The sequence below is a fragment of the Salinibacterium sp. SWN1162 genome (assembly GCF_015864675.1).
Lineage (GTDB): Bacteria > Actinomycetota > Actinomycetes > Actinomycetales > Microbacteriaceae > Rhodoglobus.
In genome coordinates, this window is the sequence record NZ_JADYWT010000004.1 from 203642 (window position 1) to 228333 (window position 24692).

The following is a 24692-nucleotide window of genomic DNA, read 5'->3' on the forward strand; positions in this document are numbered from 1 at the left end:
CTTACCCCAGGCTCGCTTCGAGGGTGATGGGGATGCCAGAGAGGGCGCGCGAGACGGGGCACCCTTCTTTCGCTTCGTTTGCCAAGCGCTGGAAGTCTTCGTCGCTGAGATTCGCCACCGTGGCGCTCACGAGCAAGTGGCTTCCCGTAATGCCTTCGGCCGGATCAAAGGTGACTGCCGCAGTCACTTGAAGGCTCGCTGGGGGAGTGCCGTTTTCGGCGAGTCCGTTAGAGAACGCCATCGCGAAGCACGACGCGTGAGCGGCCCCGAGCAGTTCCTCGGGATTGGTTGTTCCTTCTTGACCTTCGGATCGTGCGGCCCATGTCACGGGGAATTCTGCAGCGTCAGAGGAATCGAGAGACGTCGTTCCCTTGCCGCTGAACAGGTCTCCGAACCAGAGTGTTGTTGCTTCGCTCGTTACAGGCATTGCCGTTCCTTTCGTCGTTTCCAACCCTAGGCGTTGGCTGCGCGGCAGGGGTGAGAAAGCCGTGTGAAGTACGTACTATTGATGCGATGGCAACCACGATCGCAACACCCTACGAAGACTTGCTGCGCGATACGCTCACCAACGGCGTCGCTAAAGGAGATCGCACCGGCACTGGCACGCGCAGCGTGTTTGGGCGCCAGTTGCGGTTCAATCTGGCGGAGGGCTTTCCGCTCATCACGACCAAACGCGTTCATTTCAAGTCGATTGCCTATGAGCTCTTGTGGTTCTTGCGCGGCGAGAGCAACGTGTCATGGTTGCGCGATAACGGCGTCTCTATCTGGAACGAATGGGCGGATGCCGCTGGCGAACTCGGCCCCGTCTATGGCGTGCAGTGGCGTTCTTGGCCCACCCCCTCCGGCGAACAGATCGACCAAATCTCTGAGGTCATCGAGCAGATTAAGACGAACCCTGATTCTCGACGGCTGATCGTTTCGGCGTGGAACCCGGCTGACATCCCCAGCATGGCGTTGGCGCCCTGCCACGCGTTCTTCCAGTTCTACGTCGCCGACGGCAAACTGTCGTGCCAGCTCTACCAGCGCAGCGCCGACCTTTTCTTGGGCGTTCCCTTTAATATCGCGAGTTACGCGCTGCTCACCCACATGGTGGCCGAGCAGACAGGGCTTGAAGTGGGAGACTTCGTCTGGACCGGCGGCGATTGTCACATCTACGACAATCACGTCGAACAAGTGACCGAGCAATTGGCTCGGGAGCCCTACGCCGCACCACAGCTGAAGATCACGAGCGCACCCGAGAGCATCTTCGATTACGTCTACGACGATTTCGAGATCGTGGGCTATGAGCACCATCCCGCCATCAAAGCGCCGGTCGCGGTGTGAGCGAGAGCTTCCGCGTGAGCGAGAGAGTTGCCCCTGTCTCGGTCGCGCTCATTTGGGCACAGTCTGCTGGCGGAATTATCGGCCATAACGGTTCGATGCCGTGGCATCTTCCCGAAGACCTCGCGCATTTCAAGGAACTCACGCTGGGCAGCCCGGTGATTATGGGGCGCAAAACGTGGGACTCCCTGCCTCCGCGATTCCGCCCGCTACCCGGACGCCGCAATATCGTCATCACGCGCCAAGAGGAGTGGAACGCGCCAGGGGCTGAAGTCGCTCACACCGTGACATCTGCTCTTGAGCTGGCGGCGGCATCCGCTGTGTTGCTCGATCACGACGCAGCCGATCTCGATTCGAACGAGCACGCTGAGACCGTCTGGGTTATCGGTGGCGCTGAGATCTTTGCGTCGGTGCTCGAGAGTGCAGATCGCCTCGAAGTCACAGAGATTCATGAGACATTCGAGGGCGATACTCTGGCGCCCGAACGCGGAGACGGGTGGATGCTCGTCGCCACCGATCCGAGCGACGGTTGGCACACTTCCGCCACTAATCTTCGCTATCGATTCCTGCGTTACGAGAATCAGCGGGCCCAGCAGCGGTAGCCTAGAGGGGTGACTATTGAGAATCCCTTCGGCCAAGTCCTTGTTGCGCTCATCACGCCCTTCACCGCAGACGGTGAAGTCAGTTGGCCTGATGTAGAGAAGCACATTGACGATGTGATCAGTTCCGGCGCAGACGGCATCGTCGTCACCGGCACCACGGGGGAGACGAGCACCCTCACGGACCCGGAGAAGATCAAGCTTGTGGAGGTCGCTAAGTCGGTCTCCGGCGGGCGCGCCAAGGTGATTACCGGCGGGGGCTCAAACGAGACTGCTCACGCCATCGAACTCTACAAAGCCAGCGAGAAGGCCGGCGCCGACGGTGTCATGATCGTTACGCCGTACTACAACAAGCCGACCCAGGCCGGAGTGCTCACTCATTTCCGCATGATCGCGGATGCGACCGACCTGCCGGTCATCATGTACGACATTCCCGGCCGCACTGGCATCCCGATCACCTTCGAAACGATTCTACGGGCGGCGAAACACCCGAATATTCTCGCTGTCAAAGACGCGAAGGGCGACTTCAGCGAAGTCAGCCGTGTGCTCAACCAGACAGACCTCTTGTACTTTTCGGGCGACGACTCGAATGCTCTTCCGCACATGTCTATCGGTGCTTCTGGCCTCATCGGCGTCACGGCGAACATCGCCCCGGCCCCGTACCGCGTGATGGTCGATGCCGTAAACGCGGGCGACCTGGCCACCGCTACTGCGGCGCACCAAGCTTTGGAACCTCTCGTGCGCGCGGCAATGACGCACGTACCCGGCACCGTCGCGGCCAAGTACATTCTCCATGGCTTGGGCCGCATTTCGAGCCCACGGGTTCGCTTGCCGCTCGTCGGGCCTGAAGATGCCGAAGCCGCGATGATCGAGGATGAGTTGGCGTTGGTGGGCGAGATCAAGGGTCTTGACCTCACCAACTTCCGCCCTGACCGCAACGCGGCCGCTGGTGGAGCTCTCCCGAAAATCGCGGGAGCAACGCGCTAGCTTTCTCCGCGAGGAGTAGGCTCTGCCCTGGGCTAGGCCCACATTTTTAGCACGGGGGCTGACGGCCCCACACCACTAACTGCAAGGTACTGAATGCCCGTTTCTGTTTATGACCCGCCCGCACTCGAGAAGGGCACGCTTCGTGTGACCCCGATTGGTGGTCTCGGCGAAATTGGTCGCAATATGACCACGTTCGAGATTGACGGCAAGATTCTCATCGTCGACTGCGGTGTGTTGTTCCCCGAGGAACACCAGCCCGGTGTCGACCTCATTCTGCCCGACTTCAGCTCGATCCGGGACCGTCTTGACGACGTTCTCGGCATCGTGCTCACTCACGGCCATGAGGACCACATCGGCGCTGTTCCGTATCTCTTGCGCTTGCGCCAAGACATCCCGCTGATCGGCTCCACGCTCACGCTCGCCCTCATCGAGGCCAAGCTCAAAGAGCACCGCATCAAGCCGTACACCCTCAACGTTGCTGAGGGTCAAAAAGAAAAGATGGGGCCGTTCGATCTCGAGTTCGTCGCGGTTAACCATTCGATTCCGGATGCTCTTGCTGTCGCCATCACGACCGTTGCCGGCACTGTGCTGCACACCGGTGACTTCAAGATGGATCAGCTGCCGCTCGACAACCGCATCACCGACTTGCGTGCCTTTGCTCGCCTCGGTGAAGCCGGTATCGACCTGTTCCTCTCAGACTCGACTAACGCTGACGTTCCCGGCTTCACGCCGAACGAGCGCGACATCGGCCCGGTTCTCGAAGCCGTTATCGCCAAGGCTCCGCGCCGCGTTATCGTCGCCAGTTTCTCCAGCCACGTTCACCGTGTGCAGCAGGTTCTGGATGCCGCGATCGCCAACAACCGCAAGGTTGTTCTTATGGGGCGCTCGATGGTGCGCAACATGGGTATCGCGGCCGACCTCGGGTTCCTCAAGGTGCCCGACGGAGTGCTGTTGGACGCCAAGAAGGCCGTCAACTACCCCGACAACCAGCTCGTCTACATGTCCACGGGTAGCCAGGGTGAGCCGATGGCTGTGCTTGCGCGGATGGCGAATATGGAACACCAGATTGAGGTTGGCCAGGGTGACACCGTCATTCTCGCGTCGAGCCTCATCCCGGGTAACGAGAACGCGGTGTACCGCGTCATCAACGGCCTCACGAAGCTGGGCGCCAATGTCGTGCACAAGGCCAACGCCAAGGTGCACGTCTCCGGTCACGCTGCCGCGGGGGAGTTGCTTTACTGCTACAACATCCTGCGCCCCAAGAACGTTCTGCCGGTTCACGGCGAGTACCGCCACTTGGTAGCGAACGCGAACCTCGCTATCCAGTCCGGCGTGCCAGCCGAAAACACGATCATTGCCGAAGACGGCACCGTGATCGACCTCAAGGACGGTCACGCTGCCGTCGTGGGCCAACTCGATGTCGGACTCGTGTACGTCGATGGCTCCAGCGTCGGCGAGATCACGGATGCTGACCTCAAAGACCGCCGCGTCCTCGCCGAAGAGGGATTCATTTCCATCTTCGTGGCCGTCGATGCGCAGACGGGCAAGGTTATCGTCGGGCCCGAGATTCAGTCTCGCGGTTTCGCTGAAGACGAGAAGGTCTTCGATGCGGTGCTGCCGCAGGTTGTCAAAGCGCTCACGGATGCCGCCGCTAACGGAACGCGCGACACTCACGCGTTCGCGCAGGTCGTTCGTCGCACGGTCGGCCGCTGGGTCAACACGCAGCACCGCCGTCGTCCCATGATCGTTCCGGTCGTCATCGAGGTTTAATCCCTTCAGTATTGGCGCGGAGGCTGTGGCTTCCGCGCCATTGTTGTGCGCCCGGAACTAGCGGGGGCAGCGCGACACAGTGGGGGAGAACAGAGGCCGCGTCACGCTTGTTTTTCTCTCACTTTGGTGATGTGATGTGAAGATTGCTCGGCTGTACAGGTTGGGAACAATCGGATTCGGAGACTCCATGGGTGTTGCGCGCAGATGGGTTTTCCCCATTATCTGGATGGTTATTTTTAGCGTCATCGCTGCAGCATTGGTTAAATTCGCCTTCTTTGGCGATGCGCTGAAAGCCGACGATCTCGAGTTTCCGACGGTGGCGATCGAGGAACCGCACTACGAGGTGGTCACGGGCACGATCCGCAACGATGTTTCGCTCAGCGGCAGCATTGCCCCAGCGGCGACCGTTCCGATTCCCGCAACGCTGTCCGGTGAAGTTCGAGAAGTCGCGGTGTCGTCGGGACAGTCCGTCAAGAAGGGCGAGGAGATTCTCAAACTTCGCGCTGACGTTATGAACTCTGACGGTACGGCGGGTACTCAGTGGAAGATCGTCGAGGCGCCGGCTACGGGAAAGCTCACTGACTTCACGGCCCTTGTCGGTTCATCATTCCAAGTGGGATCGCCTGTAGGCGGCGTTGCGCCGCCCACCTACATCGTTAGTGGAACGGTGCCTTCAGAACAGCTCTACCGCCTCATTGACCGCCCGAAAGACGCGAGCGTCGCTATCAACGGCGGCCCGGCGCCCTTTACCTGCACGAAGCTTGCCATCTCTTTCGCTGAAGAAAGCGATTCTGCGGCGGAAGCGACATCCGGCCCCAGCGTCTCGTGCACGGTGCCGAAGGACGTGGTCGTGTTCCCGGGTCTTACCGCCGAGATCACGATCGCGGGCGGTGTTGCTGAGGACGTGCTCATCGTGCCGATAACGGCTGTCGAGGGAACCGCACTCTCTGGCAACGTTTATATCGTGCTGCCCGACGGAACTTCTGAACTTCGCGAAGTAACACTGGGCCTGAACGACGGCATCAGCGTTGAAGTCGTCTCAGGCCTCGACGAGGGCGATACGATTCTGCAGTTCGTTCCCGGGGCCGAGGCTCCGGAAGTCCTTCCCGATAACTGCTATCAGGAGAACGATGAAGTGGTGTGCTTCTAATGCCCCTACTCTCCCTGCAGGGGGTCACGCGTTCTGTTGAACTCCCGGATTTTTCACGGCTGGACATCCTCAAGGGAATCGACCTTGATGTCGAAGTCGGCGACCACCTCAGCATCGTCGGACGGTCGGGGTCCGGAAAGTCCACGCTCCTCAATTTACTGGGACTCATTGACAACCCCTCGACCGGCAGTATCGCGTTCGATGGCGAACCGCTGGAAAAGCTTTCGGGAAGTAAAAGGGACCGTAAACGGGGCCGGGATGTGGGGTTCATCTTTCAGCAGTTCAATCTGCTTGCGGGGCGAACCGCTCTCGAAAACGTGATGACTCCACTGCTCTATGCGTCCGGTAGCCAATTCTGGCGACGCCGGGCGCTCGCGAGCGACATGCTCGAACGCGTCGGCTTGGGAGACCGGATGTCCTCCTTGCCCGACAAGCTGTCTGGCGGCGAGCAGCAGCGCGTTGCTATCGCGCGTGCTCTGGTACGCAGCCCGCGCCTGATTCTCGCTGACGAGCCCACGGGAGCTCTCGATGTGGAAACAGGAAAGACAGTCATGGCGCTACTCGATGACGTGGCAGAACAATCAGGCGCTGCGCTCATTACGATTACGCACGATCCCACTGTTGCCGCACTCGCGCGCAGACACTACCGGCTCGATGATGGCGTTCTTCAATCCATCGATGTGCGCCGGATCCTCGCCACGAGTCTTCCCGAGGCAGCGCTATGAAGTGGTGGCGTCGAAAGAAAAAGACAGCAGCGGCTGTCGAGCACGTGACGCCGTCCCCCATATCGACGACGACGCCCGCGCCACGAGACGAGTCGCGACATTCCTGGCTCAGTTCTCTCGTGGGCTCGGTCGTCGAGGCATGGGATGAGGTGCGTATCAATCGCACGAGGGTCCTGTTGAGCTTGATCGGCATTGGGGTGGCGGTGTGCGCCCTCGCCACAGTCGTGGGAGCCGGTGCAGTATTCGGTCAAGCGCAGACAGAACAGAGCGAACGTTCCGGTGGCAGGCCGGCCACTATCTCCGTCTACCCACCATCAATGGAGAGCGGACAGGATCGAGCGACTACTGAAGAATTCGTGGCGCACATGACTACCGTGATTGAGCGATATCAAATCTCCCACGCCACGCCTCGTTTTGCCGGGAGCGTGGCGGTCAATCTGGTCAATGGGCGGCAGTACTCCGCGGTTCAAGGGGTCAGCGCGGCTTATGGCGTTATGCATCGAGTTGAACTGAGCACCGGCCGCTGGCTGACCGACGCCGATCAACAGCGGCTCGCACCTGCGGTCGTCGTGAACGACGTCTTCTACGAAGCGCTTGGGCGCCCCGACGTGAGGACTCACCCCACCCTTGAGCTTGAAGCGGATGCCAGCATCACCGCCGTTGTCGTCGGGGTGCTGGCGCCGGAGCCGTACCCAAGCGGCCTGAGTTTCACGATGCTCGCGGAGCCCTTCACCGCGTTCGTGGGCGCTGGCGACTCTCAAGAAAGCAATCTCAACTACGAACTCTGGGTTCCCGAAGAGCAATCAGCACAACTGGAGCAATTGATCGCGCGAGATGTGACGGTAGATTTCGGCGAGGGATGGCGTTCTGAATTGAATCGCAGCGACTATCGGGCGTGGGGTGGTCCCGATCCGCTCGAGCCGTTGCAGTGGGTGGTGGGTGGAATCGCCGGGCTCATCCTCGTGCTTGGCGCGCTTGGGTTGGTCAACATTTCACTCGTGACCGTCAAATATCGAGTGCGTGAAATTGGCGTTCGGCGAGCATTCGGTGCCACCGCGAGTCGTGTTTTCTTTGCGGTAATGATGGAGAGTGTCGTGGCGACCGTAGCCGCGGGTGTCATCGGGGTTTCGGTGGCGATCGCGATCGTTCAGAATCCGGCGGTGCAGAATCTCATTGCTCCGGGCGTGCAAGACCTCCCACCTTTCCCGCTAGAAGCGGCGTTGCTTGCTCTCGGTGCTTCTGCGGCGGTAGGGGTGCTTGCCGGGCTAACTCCAGCCCTCGTGGCTGTGAAAGTTAAGGTCATTGACGCGATTCGCTATTAGCGCGTGGGGGTGGTGACTGCTCTTGCGGTTGGCTGTGTCGAAGCAGCAGCGCTCTCGCTCCGCCGGCTATAGCGCGGCGCGATGAGTGTCGCTGCGTCGCTCTGACAGAGGCCGCAGGTAGCGTTGAATTATGGCTACGCGTACAACGTCGACCTCGCGCTCGGGTGCGTCGAAACCGCGCGCCAAGAATGCGGCTACTAAGACCCAAGCAACGAAGCGGCTTCCGCGGGGCAAGCAGCCTCCGGTCGAGCCCGAGGGTCCGCTGACAAAATTGTGGCTTGCGCTCGCTCACATGGTGGGTGGAGCGTTCCGTGTCTTCGGGCGCGAAGAACTCACGAAAGATGAACGTCGCGATGGCGTACCGTTCTTATTCTTCGTGCTCGCCATCGTCGGCGCGGTCGTGGAATGGTTCAATCCGACCGACTCCGTCGCCATCGCTCTGGATGCCTACACGTTCGGCGGCCTCGTCGGCCGAGTTGCTTTCGCGCTGCCCGTCATTCTGTTGCTGCTTGCTGTGTGGATGTTCCGGCATCCGTCGAGCGTGCATGACAATGGCCGCATCGGCATTGGCCTCAGCATCCTTATTGTCACGGTCGCGGCGTTGTGCCACGTGTATACCGGTCAGCCGCATCCGGCAGAAGGCGCCGAACTGATCGCACGAGCCGGGGGAGTCTTTGGGTGGCTTCTCGCGAATCCGCTGCTGTGGCTTGGTGGCATGTGGCTCGCAGTGCCCATCATCGTATTCCTGCTGGTGCTCTCACTCTTTATCATTACGAAGACACCGCCGAACCGCCTTGGATCGCGCCTGCGCGAGCTCTACGCGTATCTCTTCGGCGCTCAGCTGCAAACGGACGAAGAGCGTGCGGCTGCAAAGTTGCGGGCGGGTTCCGGCCACAACGACTCGGTTCAGTTTGGCTCGCTGACCGATATCGGACTAGATGCCAACGACACCGGGTCGCTGCCGTGGTGGCGTCGCAACAAGTCGCACCCGACAGAAGACAAGGCTTTCGACAGCCCAGTTATTGGGCGAGAAAGCTCCACCGAGGTCGTGGACCCTGTGCCCAAGGCCCGGCCCACGCCGCCGCCCGCAGCGAAAGACCTCACGAAGAAAGAGGAAGACTTCGGTGTCGAGCTGCTCGAAGATCTGCTCAAGGCCGAAGACGCGGTAAAGAAGTATGCGACCGGTGAAGTGGATGCTCCCGCCACCGGTGTTCGTGACGACGGCCCTGGCATCCTGCCCGGTTTCACCACCAAGGCGAGCGAAAAGGGTAACGCCGGCGAGTTCGATGGCCCGCACGAAACCACTCCGCAGCAGTCGAACATGACGTACCGCCTACCTCAGGCCTCTATGCTTTCGGCCGGAACACCGCCAAAGTCGCGTTCAGCAGCCAACGACGAGGTCGTTGCTGCCATCACTGAAGTTCTCAAGCAGTTCAGTGTCGATGCCACCGTTACCGGATTCAGCCGCGGCCCCTCGGTCACTCGCTACGAGCTCGAACTCGGCCCGGGTGTCAAGGTCGAGCGCGTTACGGCTCTCGCCCGCAACATCAGCTACGCCGTCGCCAGCAACGAGGTCAACATCCTGTCGCCCATCCCGGGCAAAAGTGCTATCGGTGTAGAGATCCCGAATAAGGATCGTGAAATCGTCTCCTTGGGCGACGTTTTGCGCTCGAGCGCAAGCACCAAGAGCGAGCACCCCATGACTATTGGTCTTGGTAAGGATGTCGAGGGCGGTTTCGTCGTGGCCAACCTCGCCAAGATGCCTCACTTGTTGGTGGCGGGGTCGACCGGGTCCGGTAAATCGAGCTTCGTCAACTCAATGATCACCTCGGTATTGATGCGCGCTAAGCCTGCTGAAGTACGCATGGTGCTCATCGACCCCAAGCGCGTTGAGCTTTCGATCTACGCCGGGGTACCTCACCTCATTACGCCCATCATCACGAATCCGAAGAAGGCTGCCGAAGCCCTCGCCTGGGTCGTCAAAGAGATGGATATGCGGTACGACGACCTTGCCAGCTTCGGCTATCGGCACATTGACGACTTCAACCGCGCTGTCATCGCCGATGAGATCAAGCTCCCAGAAGGCAGCCAACGCAAGCTCAAGCCGTACCCGTATCTTTTGATCGTCGTCGATGAGCTCGCCGACCTCATGATGGTCGCGCCACGAGACGTTGAAGACTCGATCGTGCGCATCACTCAGCTGGCGCGCGCCTCGGGAATCCACCTTGTTCTGGCCACCCAACGCCCCAGCGTGGATGTCGTGACTGGTCTGATCAAGGCCAACGTGCCTTCGCGACTCGCCTTCGCGGTATCGAGCATGACCGACTCTCGCGTCATCCTCGATCAGCCAGGCGCCGACAAACTCATTGGTCAGGGCGATGCGCTCTTCTTGCCCATGGGAGCATCGAAAGCTATTCGTGTTCAGGGTGCGTGGGTGCCCGAGAGCGAGATTGCCGAGATCGTGCAGCACGTGATCGCTCAAGCTCAGCCTGAGTATCGCAACGATGTCACGGTTGTCGCCGAAAAGAAGCAGATCGATGCCGACATCGGCGATGACTTGGATGTGCTTCTCGCCGCCACCGAGCTCATCGTCAGCACTCAGTTCGGCTCGACGTCGATGCTCCAGCGCAAGCTTCGGGTTGGCTTTGCCAAGGCCGGTCGTCTCATGGACTTGTTGGAGTCTCGAGAGATCGTCGGCCCCTCCGAGGGTTCGAAGGCTCGCGATGTTCTAGTGTCTGCCGAACAGCTCCCCGCCGTGCTCGCTCGACTGCGCGGCGAAGACGACCCGGCACCGGTTGACGCGGTAGAAGAGTCACTCAGCGGATACGATGAAGTAGAAAGCTCCTCAGATGAGGATGCTTGGAATTTGACCGATCGGGAGTGATCGCGTGGGTGAACAACCTGTTTCGGAGTCCACTCCACCTGTAGTTCACGGCTACTCGATGCGTGGGCGTGTGCTTCGCCGAGGCGATTCGCCGGCATCGAATGGCAATATTGCCAACATCATCACGGTTGTGCGCATCTTCATGGCGCCGCTCTTTATTTGGCTACTGCTGCTCGATAACGGCGAGATGGGCCCCATTCGCTACATCGCTGCGGCGCTTTTCATCGTTGCGATAGTCACAGACGCGGTTGATGGTCATTTGGCACGTGGTCGCAATTTGATTACTAACGTGGGCATCATCCTCGACCCGATTGCCGACAAGGTGCTCACGGGCGGCGCCCTTGTAGCGCTCTCCATTTTGGGCGAGCTTCCGTGGTGGGTCACGATTCTCATTCTGGTTCGTGAATTCGGCATCACGATTTATCGCTTTGCGGTGCTCTCCAAGGTCGTGGTGCCAGCCTCGCGGGGCGGCAAGCTCAAAACCGTGCTCCAGGCCGTCGCGATCTCGTTGTTCCTTGTCCCGCTGTTTACTGTGCTCGGAACGTGGGTATTGTGGCTCAACTGGTCGGTCATGGCGATCGCGGTCGTGCTGACGGTCTACACCGGCATTGAATATTTGTGGCTAGCCTGGCGCCACACCCGTACATCCAAGCCAGTAAATACAACTCCAGGAGTGTGACCCTTCTCTCGTGACTACTGAAGAGCTCGCTACAAAGATTGTGGCGATTCTCACCGAACAACGCCTTACACTGGCGCTTGCAGAGTCGCTTACCGGCGGCTTGCTCTGCGCGTCACTTGTCGCCGTTCCCGGCGCCTCCGCCGTATTGAACGGTTCCGTCGTTGCCTACAACACGGCCATCAAGCATCAGGTTCTGGGGGTCGACGCGAGTCTTCTAGCGATTCACGGCACTGTTTATCCGGATGTTGCCGCCCACATGGCTATGGGGGCGCGCGATATTCTTGGCGTGGGCGACCAGCAGGCATACTTCGGCCTGGCCACGACGGGTGTTGCCGGTCCTGGGCCGCACGAGGGCAAGGAGCCGGGAACCGTGTTCATCGGCTTCGCTGCTACGGGCTTCGTCGAGACGCGTGACTTCCACTTCACGGGGGATCGCCATGAAATCCGTCAGCAGGCCGTCGAGGCGGCGCTTCAGTGTCTGTACGACTACCTCACCTCGGAGGATTAGGTCGGTCTGGCGAGCTATCGCGGACGGTCTGCAGAAAGTAGCTGCGACCGCAAGGCGTGATGACTGCCCCATAACTGGTCACAAAATCGCCCTGGCGGCGGGAATATCTTACGTTTCGGTGCGGTTACAGTAAGCGAACTCACAAGGCTTCTCCAGTGTGGAGCAGCTAGAGTTCTCAACATATAAGTGGCTGTAGTCTTGACTATCCAGAAGTATCTGGTCGCACGATTCAGTCAGAAAGGGAGTGTCCAATGGTTCTAGTTCGTCAAGAAATCGGTGACGTTCTCCGTGACTTCCGCTTGCAAAAGGGACGCACCCTTCGACAGGTCGCAAGCAAGGCGAGCGTTGCGCTCGGTTACCTCAGTGAAGTAGAGCGTGGTCAAAAAGAAGCCAGCTCTGAAATTCTTGCCTCGGTAGCTGAAGCTCTCGATACACCAATCTCGGTGATCATGCGTGAAGTCGGAGATCGACTCGCTGTCATCGAAGGCGCCAACACAATCCCCGATACTCTGCCCGACGAGCTCGTCGCAGAATTCGATTCCAACTTGGTTACGCGCTAACCCAGCACGTCAGATGCCCCGTTCCGGTGTGGAGCGGGGCATTCGTGCATTCGGTCGCAGGCTGGCGCACGTAGGCTGGTGGGATGCGACTGAGTGAGTTCTGGCTGGCTGTTTCTGACGAGTTCGGAGAGGCTTACGGTCGCGTGCTCGTGAATGACCAAGTGCTTGGTTCTGTTGGCGGGGTCACCGCCTCCCAAGCCCTTTCGCGTGGCGTCCCAGCCAAGCAGGTGTGGGCAGCACTGTGCGATGCGATGGATGTTGCGCCCGATCGTCGATACGGCGTCGGTCAGCGCGAGCCCAAGAAGTAACTCGCCCTGCCCCGCGTGGCGGGTTCGAAGATATGTTCGATATTGTTAGTCTTCTCCCTAACATCCTTTCGAATACCTCAGATGGATGCGTTACGCCCGTTGTAGTCCTGCAATGTCAGAGCCTGCACGTAGCGTGGCATTAGCAACACAGCCTTTGTCGGGGGGCTGCGGGCCTTGCATCATCGGTCCGCACGAATCGCGACAGCCTATGGGCAGCAACCTACGACCAATGGAGAAAATAATGCCATCAGCAGCAGACCGCGAGAAGTCCCTCGAGACCGCTCTCGCTCAGATTGACCGTCAATTCGGCAAGGGCTCAGTCATGCGCCTCGGCAGCGACGAGCGCGCTCCGGTCGAGGTTATCCCTACCGGCTCGATCGCTCTCGACGTCGCACTCGGCACGGGCGGCCTTCCGCGCGGCCGAATCGTTGAGATCTACGGTCCGGAGTCTTCGGGTAAGACCACGCTCACGCTCCACGCCATTGCTAATGCACAACGCAACGGAGGCATCGCAGCCTTCATCGACGCCGAGCACGCTCTCGACCCCGAGTACGCCGCCAAGCTGGGCGTAGACATCGACGCACTTCTTGTTTCGCAGCCTGATACTGGAGAGCAGGCGCTCGAGATCGCCGACATGCTCGTTCGAAGCGGATCGATCGATTTGATCGTCATTGACTCGGTCGCTGCGCTGGTTCCTCGTGCAGAAATCGAGGGCGAGATGGGTGACACCCACGTGGGTCTTCAGGCGCGCCTTATGTCGCAGGCGCTGCGCAAGCTCACCGGTGGTCTCAGCCAGACCAATACGACCATGATCTTCATTAACCAGTTGCGTGAAAAGATCGGTGTCTTCTTCGGTAGCCCCGAGACTACTGCTGGCGGTAAGGCGCTCAAGTTTTACGCGTCTGTTCGCCTCGACATTCGTCGTATCGAAACGCTGAAAGACGGCACGGATGCGGTGGGTAACCGCACGCGTGTCAAGGTCGTCAAGAACAAGATGGCTCCGCCCTTCAAGCAGGCAGAGTTCGACATTCTGTACGGAATCGGCATCTCTCGCGAGGGCAGCCTCATCGACTTCGGTGTTGACCACGAAATCGTACGTAAGTCCGGCGCCTGGTACACCTACGAGGGTGACCAACTCGGCCAAGGTAAAGAGAAGTCGCGCGCGTTCCTCATTCAGAACCCCAAGATTGCGCTCGAGATCGAACAGCGCATCATGCGCAAGCTCGGCGTTGGTGCCGAGGCCAAGGCTGCGAACGCACTTGAGGCCAAGGTTGCCGCAGAAGCGGCCGCTGCCGCAGAAAAGGCAGCGAAAGCGGCTCCCAAGGCTGACGGCCCCACGCTGCCTGTAGCGGCTAAGGCTGCCGCCGCGCCGCTCAAGAAGGCCTCCGGGCAGTAGGAAACGCCATGACCAACTCCGACGACGACTACATCGCCCCCGTCATTAACCTTTTTGGTGATAGGGCACCAGCAGCTCAGCGTGACGCGGCTGCGATGGAGCCGTCGTCGGAGAACGTCGGCGGCACGAGCACTAGCAGCGCCCATGTCGTGAGCGAAGATGACGGCTGGGCAAAGGAAGCGCCAGTCGAACCCTCGCCTTACGACGCCCGCGACCTTGCTGTTCCCGCAGCGTCACTCGCTCCGGTTGCATCGATCAGCCCCGGGCGGGCGCTGCCCACAATGCGCGACTTTGAGCCGGCACAAAGTCGCGACCACGACCACGACGACGTCGACAGCGCCGCGCGTGAAAGCGGCACCGAACTGGTCGCGGAAGGTTCTGAGAGCTCCGGCTCGCAGGGTACGGGCTCGTCTCGGTCCGCCCGTCGAGAAGCGCGGGACGGTTTTTCGGAAATCAGCAGGGTGAGCATGCGTGCGCTCGCCCGAAGGGGCATGTCTTCCCGGGAAATGACGCAGTTTTTGGGTACCCGAGAATTCGAAAGCGACGACATCGATGCCGAGATCGAACGTCTCGAAGGTTCCGCGTTACTCGACGACGCTGCCCTCGCCGAAACGCTCACGCGCACCCTGCGTGAGCGCAAAGGTCTTGGCGCTTCCGCTATTACGGCAGAGTTGCGCCGCCGCAAAATTGATCAAGAGCACATTGACGTTGTCGTCGATTTTGAGCGAGATGACGAGCAAGAGAGAGCTAATGAACTGGCATTCAAGCGTGCACCGCAGTTGCGTTCGCTCGACAGCGTCACGGCCAAACGACGCCTGAGCGGATTTTTGATGCGCCGAGGATACTCAGGGTCGATAGTCTCTGCGGCGGTGAACGCCGCTCTGGCCTCCGGCGGATCATCTAACGGGCCCACATTTCGCTAGTCCTCGTCACGCTCCCCACCTGTGGAGGCTTAAGGTGGAACACATGATTGACGAGAAACTGGCGAGCCCGCGTAGCTACGAAGTGCGCACCTATGGATGCCAGATGAATGTGCACGACTCCGAGCGCCTCAGCGGCTCCCTCGAAGCTGCCGGCTACATTCGCGCCACTGAGGGTCAAGCCGACGTCGTCGTTATCAACACCTGCGCTGTTCGCGAAAATGCTGACAACAAGCTCTACGGCAATCTCGGCATGCTCGCGAGTGTCAAGAAAGAACACGAAGGCATGCAAATTGCCGTCGGTGGTTGCCTCGCTCAAAAAGACCAGGGTGTCATCCTCGAAAAGGCGCCCTGGGTCGATGTCGTGTTCGGTACCCACAACATGGGGTCTCTTCCCACGCTCCTCGAGCGGGCGCGTCACAACGAAGAAGCTCAACTAGAGATTCTTGAATCTCTCGACGTCTTCCCCTCAACGCTTCCGACTCGTCGGGAGTCGACTCACAGCGCGTGGGTCTCCATCTCGGTCGGCTGCAACAACACCTGCACTTTTTGCATCGTTCCCACTCTCCGGGGCAAGGAGAAAGACCGTCGGCCCGGCGAGATTCTCGCTGAAGTGCAAGCGGTGGTTGATGACGGCGCGACCGAAGTAACCCTTCTCGGGCAAAACGTGAACTCCTACGGCGTTGAGTTCGGTGACCGGCAAGCGTTCAGCAAGCTGCTTCGGGCGACAGGTTCGATTGAGGGCCTCGAGCGCGTTCGATTCACCAGCCCGCATCCGGCAGCATTCACCGATGACGTGATCGACGCGATGGCCGAGACCCCGAACGTCATGCCTCAGCTGCACATGCCGCTGCAGTCCGGCTCCGACCGCATCCTCAAGGCCATGCGTCGCAGCTACCGTTCGACCAAGTTTTTGGGCATCCTCGAACGGGTTCGCGCCCAAATGCCGGATGCAGCCATCACTACCGACATCATTGTGGGTTTCCCGGGCGAGACGGAGGAGGATTTCCAAGACACCCTTCGTGTTGTCGAAGAATCACGGTTCGCCTCCGCATACACGTTCCAGTACTCGATTCGTCCCGGCACTCCGGCAGCGACGATGGACGATCAGATTCCTAAAGAGGTAGTGCAAGAGCGTTTCGAGCGACTCGCAGCCCTGCAAGATCGCATCTCCCGTGAGGAGAACGATAAGCAGATCGGCCGCACGCTAAAAGTTATGGTCACTGCCGCTGAGGGCCGGAAGCAGGCGGAGACATCGCGACTGTCGGGCCGCGCCGAAGACTCCCGTCTCGTCCATTTCAACGTGCCCGAAGGCAGTGCGATTCCGCGTCCGGGCGACGTCGTCACCGTGACAGTCACTGAAGCCGCAGCATTCCACCTCGTTGCAGACACGGTCACTGGTGGTCAGCTCGACATCCGCCGCACCCGCGCGGGTGATGCGTGGGATCGTGCCGAGGCGGCATCCTGCGGAGTCCCGAGCGCCGCGACCGCGGGCGACGCTGCACCACGCGTCTCGCTGGGTCTCCCCACGATTCGCGTCGCTACGACGCCAATCTACGATCCCAGCGACTCGCTGCGCTAATCCGCAGATGGGTATCGGCAGCACTCCATCCCTCGTCGTCGTCGTAGGCGCGACAGGAACAGGCAAGTCCGAGCTTTCGCTCGACATCGCCGAAGCTGTGATGAGCCGCGGTGTTCCCGCTGAGATTATCAACGCCGATGCGATGCAGCTGTATCGCGGTATGAACATCGGTACAGCCAAGCTTCCGCTAGAAGATCGCCGCGGCGTCCCGCACCACATGCTCGATGTCCTTGACCCCACTGACGACGCCAGCGTCGCTCAGTATCAAGTGGACGCTCGACAACTCGTTACTCAGATTCAGAGTGCGGGGCGGGTACCGATCATGGTCGGCGGGTCAGGACTCTACGTCTCAAGCGTCATCCACGATTTTCAGTTTCCCGCACGGGACCCCGAAGTGCGGGCGCGGCTAGAAGCCGAACTCGAGCGCGATGGCGTCGGCCTTCTCTTTCAGAAGCTCCAAGCCATGGACCCGGCCGCTGCGCAGTCGATCGGCGCGAGCAACGGCCGCCGTATCGTCCGAGCGCTCGAAGTGATCGAGATCACGGGGGAGCCTTTCGGCGCGGGCCTGCCCGAGGAGACAAAGCTCTGGACACCGGCGCATATCTTTGGCCTCACCGCTCCGCGTGACGAACTTGTGCCGCGGCTCAACCGGCGGGTGCAGCAGATGTGGGATGCCGGTCTGCTCGACGAGGTCCGTGGTCTTCGCGACAAGGGCCTCGGCGTCACGGCGGCGCGCGCGATCGGCTATGCGCAAGCGATCGAGCAGCTCGATGGCACGCTCAGCGAAGCCGAGGCTATCGAGCAAACCGCGGCCCTCACTCGCCGTTATGCTCGCCGCCAAGTGGGCTGGTTCAAGCGATACGAACAATGCCACTGGTTGGCCTACGACGATCCCGACCGCGTGCAACGTGCTCTGGAGGTTGTGATGGGAGAGAATGGATCGCATGGCGACGCTTAACTTCACCAAAGGTCAGGGAACTGGCAACGACTTCGTTCTCTTCACTGACCCAGATGGCGAGATCACTCTCACTCCCCAACAGGTCGCGGCAATATGCGACCGTCGTTTCGGGGTCGGTGCCGACGGCGTCATCCGTGCTGTGCGCTCCCGCAGCCTTGAGGCCGGAGCAGCGGCGCTTGCCGAAGACGCCGATGCCGAGTGGTTCATGGATTACCACAATGCCGACGGCAGCATCTCCGAAATGTGTGGCAACGGCATCCGCGTGTATGCGGAATACCTTGCTTCTGAAGGACTCGTCGATTTCGCGCCGGGCGATACGCTGCCGATCGGTACGCGAAGTGGTGTTCGTGACGTGCAGAAGAACATGGCCGGCTATCAGGTTGACATGGGGCGCTGGAGGCTCGACGGTGGCGAGCCGCTCGTGCGCGCCAAGGAGCTCGAGGTGGCGCGACCCGGCCTCGGCATTAACGTCGGTAACCCCCACGTGGTGGTAGCTCTGGCCGAAGAAGCCGAGCTCGACGGCGTTGACCTCAACTTCATCCCCGTCATCGACCCCGTACCCGAGCACGGTGCCAACGTCGAATTCGTTGTGCCGGCCGAACCGCTCGTGAAAGACGGCGTTGGATCGATCCGGATGCGAGTGCATGAGCGCGGCAGCGGCGAAACGTTGTCGTGCGGAACGGGTGCAGTCGCGGCGGCGCTTGCTATCCGCCACTATGCCGGACGCAGCGCACCCCACCAATGGCGTGTCACGGTACCTGGCGGCACCGTCGTTGTTCGAATGTTCCCGACCGAAGACGGCGAGCACGTCTCGTTGAGCGGTCCGGCCGAGCTCGTGTTCACGGGCACGCTAGAACTCGCTTAGCGGGCCTCACGCGGCTGTTGAAGAGCCTCTCGATGTGCAGGGCGGGCGATTCAGCACGACCCTGGACACGCTAGCGATGAGCCGATACCGTTCGGTTAAGCGCCGCCTCGGAGCGCGAACTAGTCGTTATCGGCGTGGTGACGCGCCCGCAACACGCGATAGCCCTTGTTGGTGGCAGCGCGAGTGAAGGTGAAGCTCGCGGGGAAGGTCGCTTCCATCCACCGCTGAAGGGAATCTGATCCGAGGTTCTTTTGTACGACGAGCCAGGCATCAGCATCATATTCGAGGCGTGGCAGCCACGTCTGCAGAATGTTGTGGAGTTCGTTCTTGCCCACGCGAATCGGCGGGTTCGACCAAATAGACATAAATGTTATGTCTTCGGGAACATCTGCGGGCAGAACCGCGTTAATATTAGATATGGACAATTTTTCGGCGTTAGCCCGCACAAGATCCAGTGCGCGCTCGTTGACGTCCACCGCCCACACCGTTGCATGAGGTGACTCGAGGGCAAGGGTGAGCGCCATCGGTCCCCAGCCGCAACCGAGGTCAAGCAGGTTTCCACCGGGTGGAGGCGCCGGCACATTCGACAGCAGAACTTTCGTTCCAGCGTCGATGCGTTCGGGGCTGAAGATCCCATTTGATGTGACAAGTTCACGCTCAACACCGGCAATGGTCGCGTGAATCGTCCGCAACTTGAGATCACTCTCGGGTGATGACGAGAAGTAATGCTCGTTGGCCATGCACAGAACTTACCGAAAACTAGACAAGTAGGGTTAACCCAAATGACGCGAAACACGACAGAAACCAGTATCGAGGCCAATAACGGCGACGACGCCGAGCGTTCAGTCGACCGTGTTCTAGCGAGCGAGGGCTCAGATCACGCCGCAGTAAAGCGGTTCGGAGCCGCGGGGCTCGGCAATTCCGGCGCGCAAGCGTTGCAGTCGGATGCCCACTATGAAGCCGACCGCGATGGCGACCAGTTTGATCGAGACGATCGACACGCGCTCAAGCGCGTCGCTGGTCTCTCCACCGAACTTGACGACGTCACCGAAGTTGAGTATCGCCAATTGCGTATTGAGAACGTAGTTCTCATCGGCATCTACGGCCAGGGCAATCTTCAGGATGCCGAAAACTCCATCCGCGAACTCTCTGCTCTTGCTGAGACAGCGGGCGCTGTGGTGCTTGATGGCCTGCTGCAGCGCCGGACGCACCCCGACCCGAGTACGTATCTCGGCAAGGGTAAAGCGCGAGAACTGAAAGACGTCGTAGCTGCGACGGGCGCCGATACCGTGATTGCCGATACTGAGCTCGCGCCAAGTCAACGGCGCGCGCTGGAAGATGTTGTCGGCGTCAAGGTGATCGACCGCACCGCCGTCATCCTCGATATTTTCAGCCAGCACGCTACGAGCCGCGAGGGCAAGGCTCAAGTCGAGCTTGCCCAGCTCGAATACTTGTTGCCCCGACTGCGCGGTTGGGGTGAATCGATGTCCCGTCAGGCTGGTGGTCAGGTCGGTGGCGCTGGCGCCGGTATGGGTAGCCGCGGACCGGGTGAGACAAAAATCGAACTTGATCGTCGACACATCCACACGCGCATGTCTCGCCTGCGAAAGCAGATCAAGAGCTTCGCGCCGGCTCGCGAAGCTAAGCGGGCTAACCGCGACCGCTTCGAGGTTCCGAGCGTCGCAATCGCCGGCTACACGAACGCGGGCAAATCGAGCTTGCTCAACCGCATGACTAAGGCCGGCGTGCTCGTCGAGAACGCGTTATTCGCAACTCTGGACGCCACTGTTCGTAAGTCGACGACCGCTGATGGGCGACTGTTCACCCTGAGTGACACCGTCGGATTCGTTCGAAACTTGCCTCATCAACTCGTGGAGGCGTTCCGTTCGACGCTGGAGGAAGTGGGACAGGCCGACGTGATCGTGCACGTCGTCGACGCCTCGCATCCCGATCCTGGCGCGCAACTTGCTACCGTGCGCGACGTAATTGGTGAGTTGGGTGCCCGCGACATTCCAGAGATTGTCGTCTTCAACAAGAGCGATCTTGCGGATGATGACCAGCGTTTGGTGATCCGTGGCCTTGAACCGACGGGCATCTTTGTGTCGGCGCGCTCCGGTGAGGGCATTGACGAGCTCAATGCGCGCATCGCGGATCTACTGCCGAAGCCTGAGATTGAGGTAACGCTACTCGTGCCCTACGACCGCGGAGAGGTCATTTCTCGTCTGCACGTGCAGGGGCGAGTAATCTCGACGGACTATCGCGAGGACGGAACGCTGGTGACGGCACTCGTGCACCCCGCGCGCGTGCCGGAGATCGAAGAGTTCGTCACCGCTGAGGTGAAGTAGCTTGCCGCGGTGTAGCCCCGATCACACGGGGCTACACCGACTTGGTCAGCGCTTAGAGTGCGCGCAGTACCGTAACGACTTTGCCGAGAACCTGGGCGTAATCGCCGAGAATCGGTTCGAAGTTGGAGTTGCGGGGGAGCAACCACGTGTGGCCGTCTCGCTGGCGGAACACCTTGACGGTGGCTTCTTCGTCGAGCATTGCTGCCACGATGTCGCCGTTCTCCGCAGTTTGTTGCTGGCGCACCACTACCCAGTCGCCGTCGCAAATCGCTGCGTCGATCATGGAATCTCCGACGACCTTGAGCATGAAAAGCTCGCCCTTGCCGACGAGCTGACGGGGGAGTGGGAAGACCTCTTCTACGTGTTGCTCCGCGGTGATGGGGATACCAGCGGCGATGCGACCCACCAGGGGGACCATCGCTGCGTCACCCATTGACGGGCTAATGGTGCTGGATTCGTCAACAGCACTCGGCACGTCAATCAGTACTTCAATCGCACGGGGGCGATTGGGGTCGCGGCGAACGTAGCCGCTCAGCTCAAGCTGGTTGAGCTGGTGAGTCACGCTGGACAGCGAGGAGAGGCCGACGGCGTCACCAATCTCACGCATGCTCGGCGGATATCCCTGAGTCGCGACCGAGCGCTGGATCATTTCGAGGATCGCCTGCTGCTTGGCGCTCAGGCTTGTTCGCCGCCGCGTTCCGCGCTCGGAAGCGTCGTCTTGGCGGGCTGTTGCGTCAGTCACGAGTCCTCATTTTCTGCCAGTGACGATTCCAATGTCAGTGGCTCATTCGAAACTTTATCCGCAGGAGAAGCCAAAACCAAACATTTGTTCGAGTGTCTGAAACAAATGTCGGTGGTTTCTTCGAAAATGTACTTGATATTCGAATTATTCGAATGTATGTTCGGAACACAGCTTCGCACCCGGCTCTCCCGGCCGAGAGTCGGGTGCGATAACCCTTAGAGGAGTGAATGATGTCTACTGCAGTGATTGCACCTAACGCGGTCGTCCGTGCACGTCAGTCCGCACCACGTCTTCGCCTTACTCGGCGCGGTCGCATCGTATTCACGGCTCTTGCAGCCGCTCCATTTGTCATTGCGGCACTCCTTCTCTCCCTCGACGGTGGAGGGGCCGAAGCAACGCTCGACGCGGATGACACTGCTTTCGTGTACGTCGACGTGGCAGCAGGGCAGTCACTCTGGAACATTGCTGAGCAGCACGCTCCAGAGCAGGATCCCCGCGACGCGGTTGCTCAGCTTGTGAAGCTCAATCAGCTTCCGTCGGCCGACATCTTCGCTGGTCAAGAGATCGCTATTCCAGCGACCTTCTCCCGCTAGCAAGAGTAGGTTTCGCGTGCGCTGACGAAGGGTTCACCGCTCGGTGCCGATCAACAGCCGTGCGGCTCCAGGGCGATCCGCCTTCCTCTAGCATTGATGAGTGACTTCGCTTTCTGATCTCCCCATTCGTGACGACCTCCGTGGTCTCAAGCCGTACGGTGCGCCGACTGATCCCGTGCGTATTCAGCTCAATGTCAACGAGAACACGCATCCGATTCCAGAAGCGGTCGCGACTGACATCGTGATGGCTCTGGCGGCAGCGGTGATGAATGCAAACCGCTACCCGGACCGTGAGTTCACCGAACTGCGCGAGTCCCTAGCCGGATACCTCGGTCACGGCCTCACTGCCGACAACATCTGGGCCGCCAATGGCTCCAACGAAGTTCTGCAACAAACGCTGCAGGCCTTCGGTGGCCCTGGGCGTCGCGTCCTCGGGTTCCCCCCGACGTATTCGATGCACTCGATCATCGCCTCGGGTACCGGAACCGAATGGGTCACCGCGCCGCGCGATCCGGGCTATGACATCACGCCACAGAGTGTGATTGCGGCGATCACAGAACACAACCCAGACGTCGTGTTCTTGTGCTCGCCCAACAACCCCACCGGTACCCCTGTGAGCAACGACACCATTGCTGCGGCCTATGACGCCACCGATGGCATCGTTCTTGTCGATGAGGCCTACGCTGAATTTTCCGACCGGGAATCTGCACTCATACTGCTCGAGGGCAGACCACGACTCATCGTGTCTCGCACCATGAGCAAGGCCTTCGCATTTGCGGGTGCCCGCGTGGGTTACCTCGCAGCAGACCCGGCCATTTCCGATGCGCTTCGCCTAGTGCGATTGCCGTATCACTTGTCGGCGCTCACTCAAGCGGCTGCCGTAGCGGCGCTAGCCCACGCACCGGAGATGCTTGCGATGGTCGACGAGATCAAGACTCAGCGTGACCGAATGAGCGCCGGGCTGTCGGCTCTGGGCTTCACGCCAGTGCCCAGCGAGGCAAACTTCGTGCTGTTCGGGGGAGTTGACGACCCGCAGGCGCTATTCCACAAGCTTCTCATTCAAGACATTTTGATTCGCGATGTGGGCATCCCGCACCACTTGCGTGTGACTGCCGGAACTGCCGAAGAAACAACGGCGTTCCTCGATGCGATGGCTGACCTTCAAGCGCTGGGTAGGGTTGAGTAATGACTTCAGATCGCACCGCGACGATTAAGCGCGAAACTAGCGAGTCGAGCATCGAACTTTCGATCAACCTCGACGGCACTGGCACCTCATCCATTGAGACTTCGGTTCCTTTCTACGACCACATGCTGACGGCGTTCTCTAAGCACTCGCTGATCGACCTCACCGTCAAGGCAAGCGGAGACACGCACATCGACGTTCACCACACGGTGGAAGACATCGGTATCGCCTTGGGGCTCGCGATCAAGCAGGCTCTGGGGAGCAAGGCAGGGATCTCTCGGTATGGAGACGCCCTCGTGCCTCTTGACGAAGCTCTCGTGCGTGCAGTCGTCGACGTATCCGGTCGCCCGTACCTTGTGCACACCGGCGAGCCTGCCGGCTTTGAGATGCACCTCATCGGTGGTCACTTCACTGGTTCGATGGTTCGGCACGTCTTTGAGGCGATCAGCTACAACGCGGGCATCACGGTTCACGTCACTGTTTTGGGCGGCCGGGATCCGCACCACATTGCTGAAGCAGAGTTCAAGGCCTTCGCGCGCGCGATGCGCGCCGCAGTTGAGCCGGATGCTCGTGTCACTGGCATCCCTTCCACGAAGGGTGCGCTCTAGAGTGGCTACTCCCTCTGTTGTCATTCTCGATTACGGTTCCGGAAACGTTCACTCGGCGGCGAAAGCACTCGAGGCCGCCGGCGCGAACGTCAGGTTGAGCGCAGATCGGTCGGTTGCTGAAGCGGCAGACGGTCTTCTGGTGCCCGGCGTCGGGGCTTTCGCTGCCGTCATGTCGGCTCTTGAGTCGGTTCGGGGTGGTGCGATCATCGAGAAGCGCCTGACGGGTAGCCGGCCCGTCCTGGGTATCTGTGTTGGCATGCAGGTGCTTTTCGCCTCAGGCAACGAACACGGTGTGCAGACCGAGGGGCTCGATGAGTGGCCGGGTGTTGTAGAAAAGTTACCCGCGCCGGTTTTGCCACATATGGGGTGGAATACCGTCGAGACTCCTCACGACACGTCGTTATTCGATTCCGTTCGAGACGAGCGTTTCTATTTCGTTCACTCGTACGCTGCTCAGCAGTGGACACTTGACGTTCAGCCACCATTTCCGCAGCCAAAACTCACCTGGGCTGACCACGGAGGACGCTTCTTGGCCGCGGTCGAGAACGGGCCGCTCACGGCGACTCAATTCCATCCCGAAAAGTCCGGCCACGCCGGAATCACCCTTCTAAGCAACTGGTTGAAGACACTCTGATTTTGCGGTTGTTCGGCGTGCACTAGTATCGGATGCTTGTGCGCGGCGTTCCGC

At 60.2% G+C, this 24692-nt stretch carries 25 protein-coding genes; 22 read left to right on the plus strand and 3 right to left on the minus strand.

The window, feature by feature from the left end:
* Position 1 precedes the first annotated feature (1 nt).
* The gene (locus tag I6E58_RS13830) at positions 2-427 is read right to left on the minus strand and encodes an OsmC family peroxiredoxin (protein WP_197134782.1); all 426 of its coding nucleotides are present in this window, start codon (positions 425-427) and stop codon (positions 2-4) included.
* An 86-nt stretch (positions 428-513) separates the two neighbouring features.
* Between I6E58_RS13830 and I6E58_RS13835 the strand changes: the two genes are divergently transcribed.
* The 17 genes from I6E58_RS13835 to dapF all read left to right on the plus strand — a co-directional run bounded on the left by I6E58_RS13835 (position 514) and on the right by dapF (position 18533).
* On the plus strand, positions 514-1323 hold the full coding sequence (locus I6E58_RS13835; RefSeq protein WP_197134784.1) for a thymidylate synthase: 810 nt from the start codon (positions 514-516) through the stop codon (positions 1321-1323).
* Between the two features lie 95 nt (positions 1324-1418).
* The gene (locus I6E58_RS13840) at positions 1419-1922 is read left to right on the plus strand and encodes a dihydrofolate reductase (RefSeq protein ID WP_231595802.1); all 504 of its coding nucleotides are present in this window, start codon (positions 1419-1421) and stop codon (positions 1920-1922) included.
* A gap of 9 nt (positions 1923-1931) precedes the next feature.
* A complete protein-coding gene (gene dapA / locus I6E58_RS13845; protein ID WP_129070997.1) occupies positions 1932-2906 on the plus strand; it encodes a 4-hydroxy-tetrahydrodipicolinate synthase in 975 nt (324 codons plus the stop codon).
* A gap of 93 nt (positions 2907-2999) precedes the next feature.
* The gene (locus I6E58_RS13850; RefSeq protein WP_197134790.1) at positions 3000-4676 is read left to right on the plus strand and encodes a ribonuclease J; all 1677 of its coding nucleotides are present in this window, start codon (positions 3000-3002) and stop codon (positions 4674-4676) included.
* Positions 4677-4902: 226 nt separating this feature from the next.
* Positions 4903-5826 (plus strand): efflux RND transporter periplasmic adaptor subunit, encoded by a 924-nt coding sequence (locus I6E58_RS13855; RefSeq protein WP_197134793.1) that lies wholly within the window; start codon positions 4903-4905, stop codon positions 5824-5826.
* Positions 5826-6551: an ABC transporter ATP-binding protein gene (locus I6E58_RS13860; RefSeq protein ID WP_197134796.1), complete on the plus strand. Its 726-nt coding sequence runs from the start codon at positions 5826-5828 to the stop codon at positions 6549-6551. Before I6E58_RS13855 ends, I6E58_RS13860 begins: the two co-directional genes overlap by 1 nt.
* On the plus strand, positions 6548-7873 hold the full coding sequence (locus I6E58_RS13865) for an ABC transporter permease (protein WP_197134799.1): 1326 nt from the start codon (positions 6548-6550) through the stop codon (positions 7871-7873). The genes I6E58_RS13860 and I6E58_RS13865 overlap by 4 nt, the downstream gene beginning before the upstream one ends.
* 130 nt (positions 7874-8003) lie before the next feature.
* The gene (locus tag I6E58_RS13870) at positions 8004-10757 is read left to right on the plus strand and encodes a DNA translocase FtsK (RefSeq protein ID WP_197134802.1); all 2754 of its coding nucleotides are present in this window, start codon (positions 8004-8006) and stop codon (positions 10755-10757) included.
* 4 nt (positions 10758-10761) lie between these two features.
* Positions 10762-11436 (plus strand): CDP-diacylglycerol--glycerol-3-phosphate 3-phosphatidyltransferase, encoded by a 675-nt coding sequence (gene pgsA, locus I6E58_RS13875; protein WP_307842166.1) that lies wholly within the window; start codon positions 10762-10764, stop codon positions 11434-11436.
* A 10-nt stretch (positions 11437-11446) separates the two neighbouring features.
* Positions 11447-11944, plus strand: a complete 498-nt coding sequence (locus I6E58_RS13880) for a CinA family protein (RefSeq protein WP_129070990.1) — start codon at positions 11447-11449, stop codon at positions 11942-11944.
* A gap of 251 nt (positions 11945-12195) precedes the next feature.
* Complete coding sequence (locus tag I6E58_RS13885; RefSeq protein WP_129070989.1) at positions 12196-12504, plus strand: helix-turn-helix domain-containing protein; 309 nt, start codon at positions 12196-12198, stop codon at positions 12502-12504.
* An 83-nt stretch (positions 12505-12587) separates the two neighbouring features.
* Positions 12588-12812: a DUF3046 domain-containing protein gene (locus I6E58_RS13890; protein ID WP_129070988.1), complete on the plus strand. Its 225-nt coding sequence runs from the start codon at positions 12588-12590 to the stop codon at positions 12810-12812.
* 241 nt (positions 12813-13053) lie between these two features.
* Entirely contained in the window at positions 13054-14208 is a 1155-nt protein-coding gene (recA, locus tag I6E58_RS13895) for a recombinase RecA (protein WP_197134805.1), read from the plus strand.
* Positions 14209-14216: 8 nt separating this feature from the next.
* Positions 14217-15131: a regulatory protein RecX gene (locus tag I6E58_RS13900; RefSeq protein WP_197134808.1), complete on the plus strand. Its 915-nt coding sequence runs from the start codon at positions 14217-14219 to the stop codon at positions 15129-15131.
* A 43-nt stretch (positions 15132-15174) separates the two neighbouring features.
* Positions 15175-16710, plus strand: coding sequence for a tRNA (N6-isopentenyl adenosine(37)-C2)-methylthiotransferase MiaB (miaB, locus tag I6E58_RS13905; RefSeq protein ID WP_197134811.1), 1536 nt, complete (start codon positions 15175-15177; stop codon positions 16708-16710).
* Between the two features lie 7 nt (positions 16711-16717).
* Complete coding sequence (gene miaA, locus I6E58_RS13910) at positions 16718-17668, plus strand: tRNA (adenosine(37)-N6)-dimethylallyltransferase MiaA (RefSeq protein WP_197134814.1); 951 nt, start codon at positions 16718-16720, stop codon at positions 17666-17668.
* Positions 17655-18533, plus strand: a complete 879-nt coding sequence (gene dapF / locus I6E58_RS13915; RefSeq protein ID WP_197134817.1) for a diaminopimelate epimerase — start codon at positions 17655-17657, stop codon at positions 18531-18533. Before miaA ends, dapF begins: the two co-directional genes overlap by 14 nt.
* 119 nt (positions 18534-18652) lie before the next feature.
* Here the strand turns inward: dapF and I6E58_RS13920 are convergent, their stop codons facing one another.
* Positions 18653-19273, minus strand: coding sequence for a class I SAM-dependent methyltransferase (locus I6E58_RS13920; protein ID WP_197134820.1), 621 nt, complete (start codon positions 19271-19273; stop codon positions 18653-18655).
* A 42-nt stretch (positions 19274-19315) separates the two neighbouring features.
* Between I6E58_RS13920 and hflX the strand changes: the two genes are divergently transcribed.
* Positions 19316-20878 (plus strand): GTPase HflX, encoded by a 1563-nt coding sequence (gene hflX, locus I6E58_RS13925; protein ID WP_197134823.1) that lies wholly within the window; start codon positions 19316-19318, stop codon positions 20876-20878.
* Positions 20879-20930: 52 nt separating this feature from the next.
* On the opposite strand, the gene lexA is transcribed toward hflX, so the two are convergent.
* Positions 20931-21620, minus strand: coding sequence for a transcriptional repressor LexA (gene lexA / locus I6E58_RS13930; RefSeq protein ID WP_197134826.1), 690 nt, complete (start codon positions 21618-21620; stop codon positions 20931-20933).
* 230 nt (positions 21621-21850) lie between these two features.
* Between lexA and I6E58_RS13935 the strand changes: the two genes are divergently transcribed.
* The 4 genes from I6E58_RS13935 (at position 21851) to hisH (ending at position 24638) form a co-directional block, all read left to right on the plus strand.
* On the plus strand, positions 21851-22213 hold the full coding sequence (locus I6E58_RS13935) for a LysM peptidoglycan-binding domain-containing protein (protein ID WP_129073429.1): 363 nt from the start codon (positions 21851-21853) through the stop codon (positions 22211-22213).
* 100 nt (positions 22214-22313) lie between these two features.
* Positions 22314-23399, plus strand: coding sequence for a histidinol-phosphate transaminase (locus I6E58_RS13940; RefSeq protein WP_197134829.1), 1086 nt, complete (start codon positions 22314-22316; stop codon positions 23397-23399).
* A complete protein-coding gene (hisB, locus tag I6E58_RS13945; RefSeq protein WP_197134832.1) occupies positions 23399-24004 on the plus strand; it encodes an imidazoleglycerol-phosphate dehydratase HisB in 606 nt (201 codons plus the stop codon). The genes I6E58_RS13940 and hisB overlap by 1 nt, the downstream gene beginning before the upstream one ends.
* Entirely contained in the window at positions 23961-24638 is a 678-nt protein-coding gene (hisH, locus tag I6E58_RS13950) for an imidazole glycerol phosphate synthase subunit HisH (RefSeq protein WP_197134835.1), read from the plus strand. The genes hisB and hisH overlap by 44 nt, the downstream gene beginning before the upstream one ends.
* Positions 24639-24692: the final 54 nt, after the last annotated feature.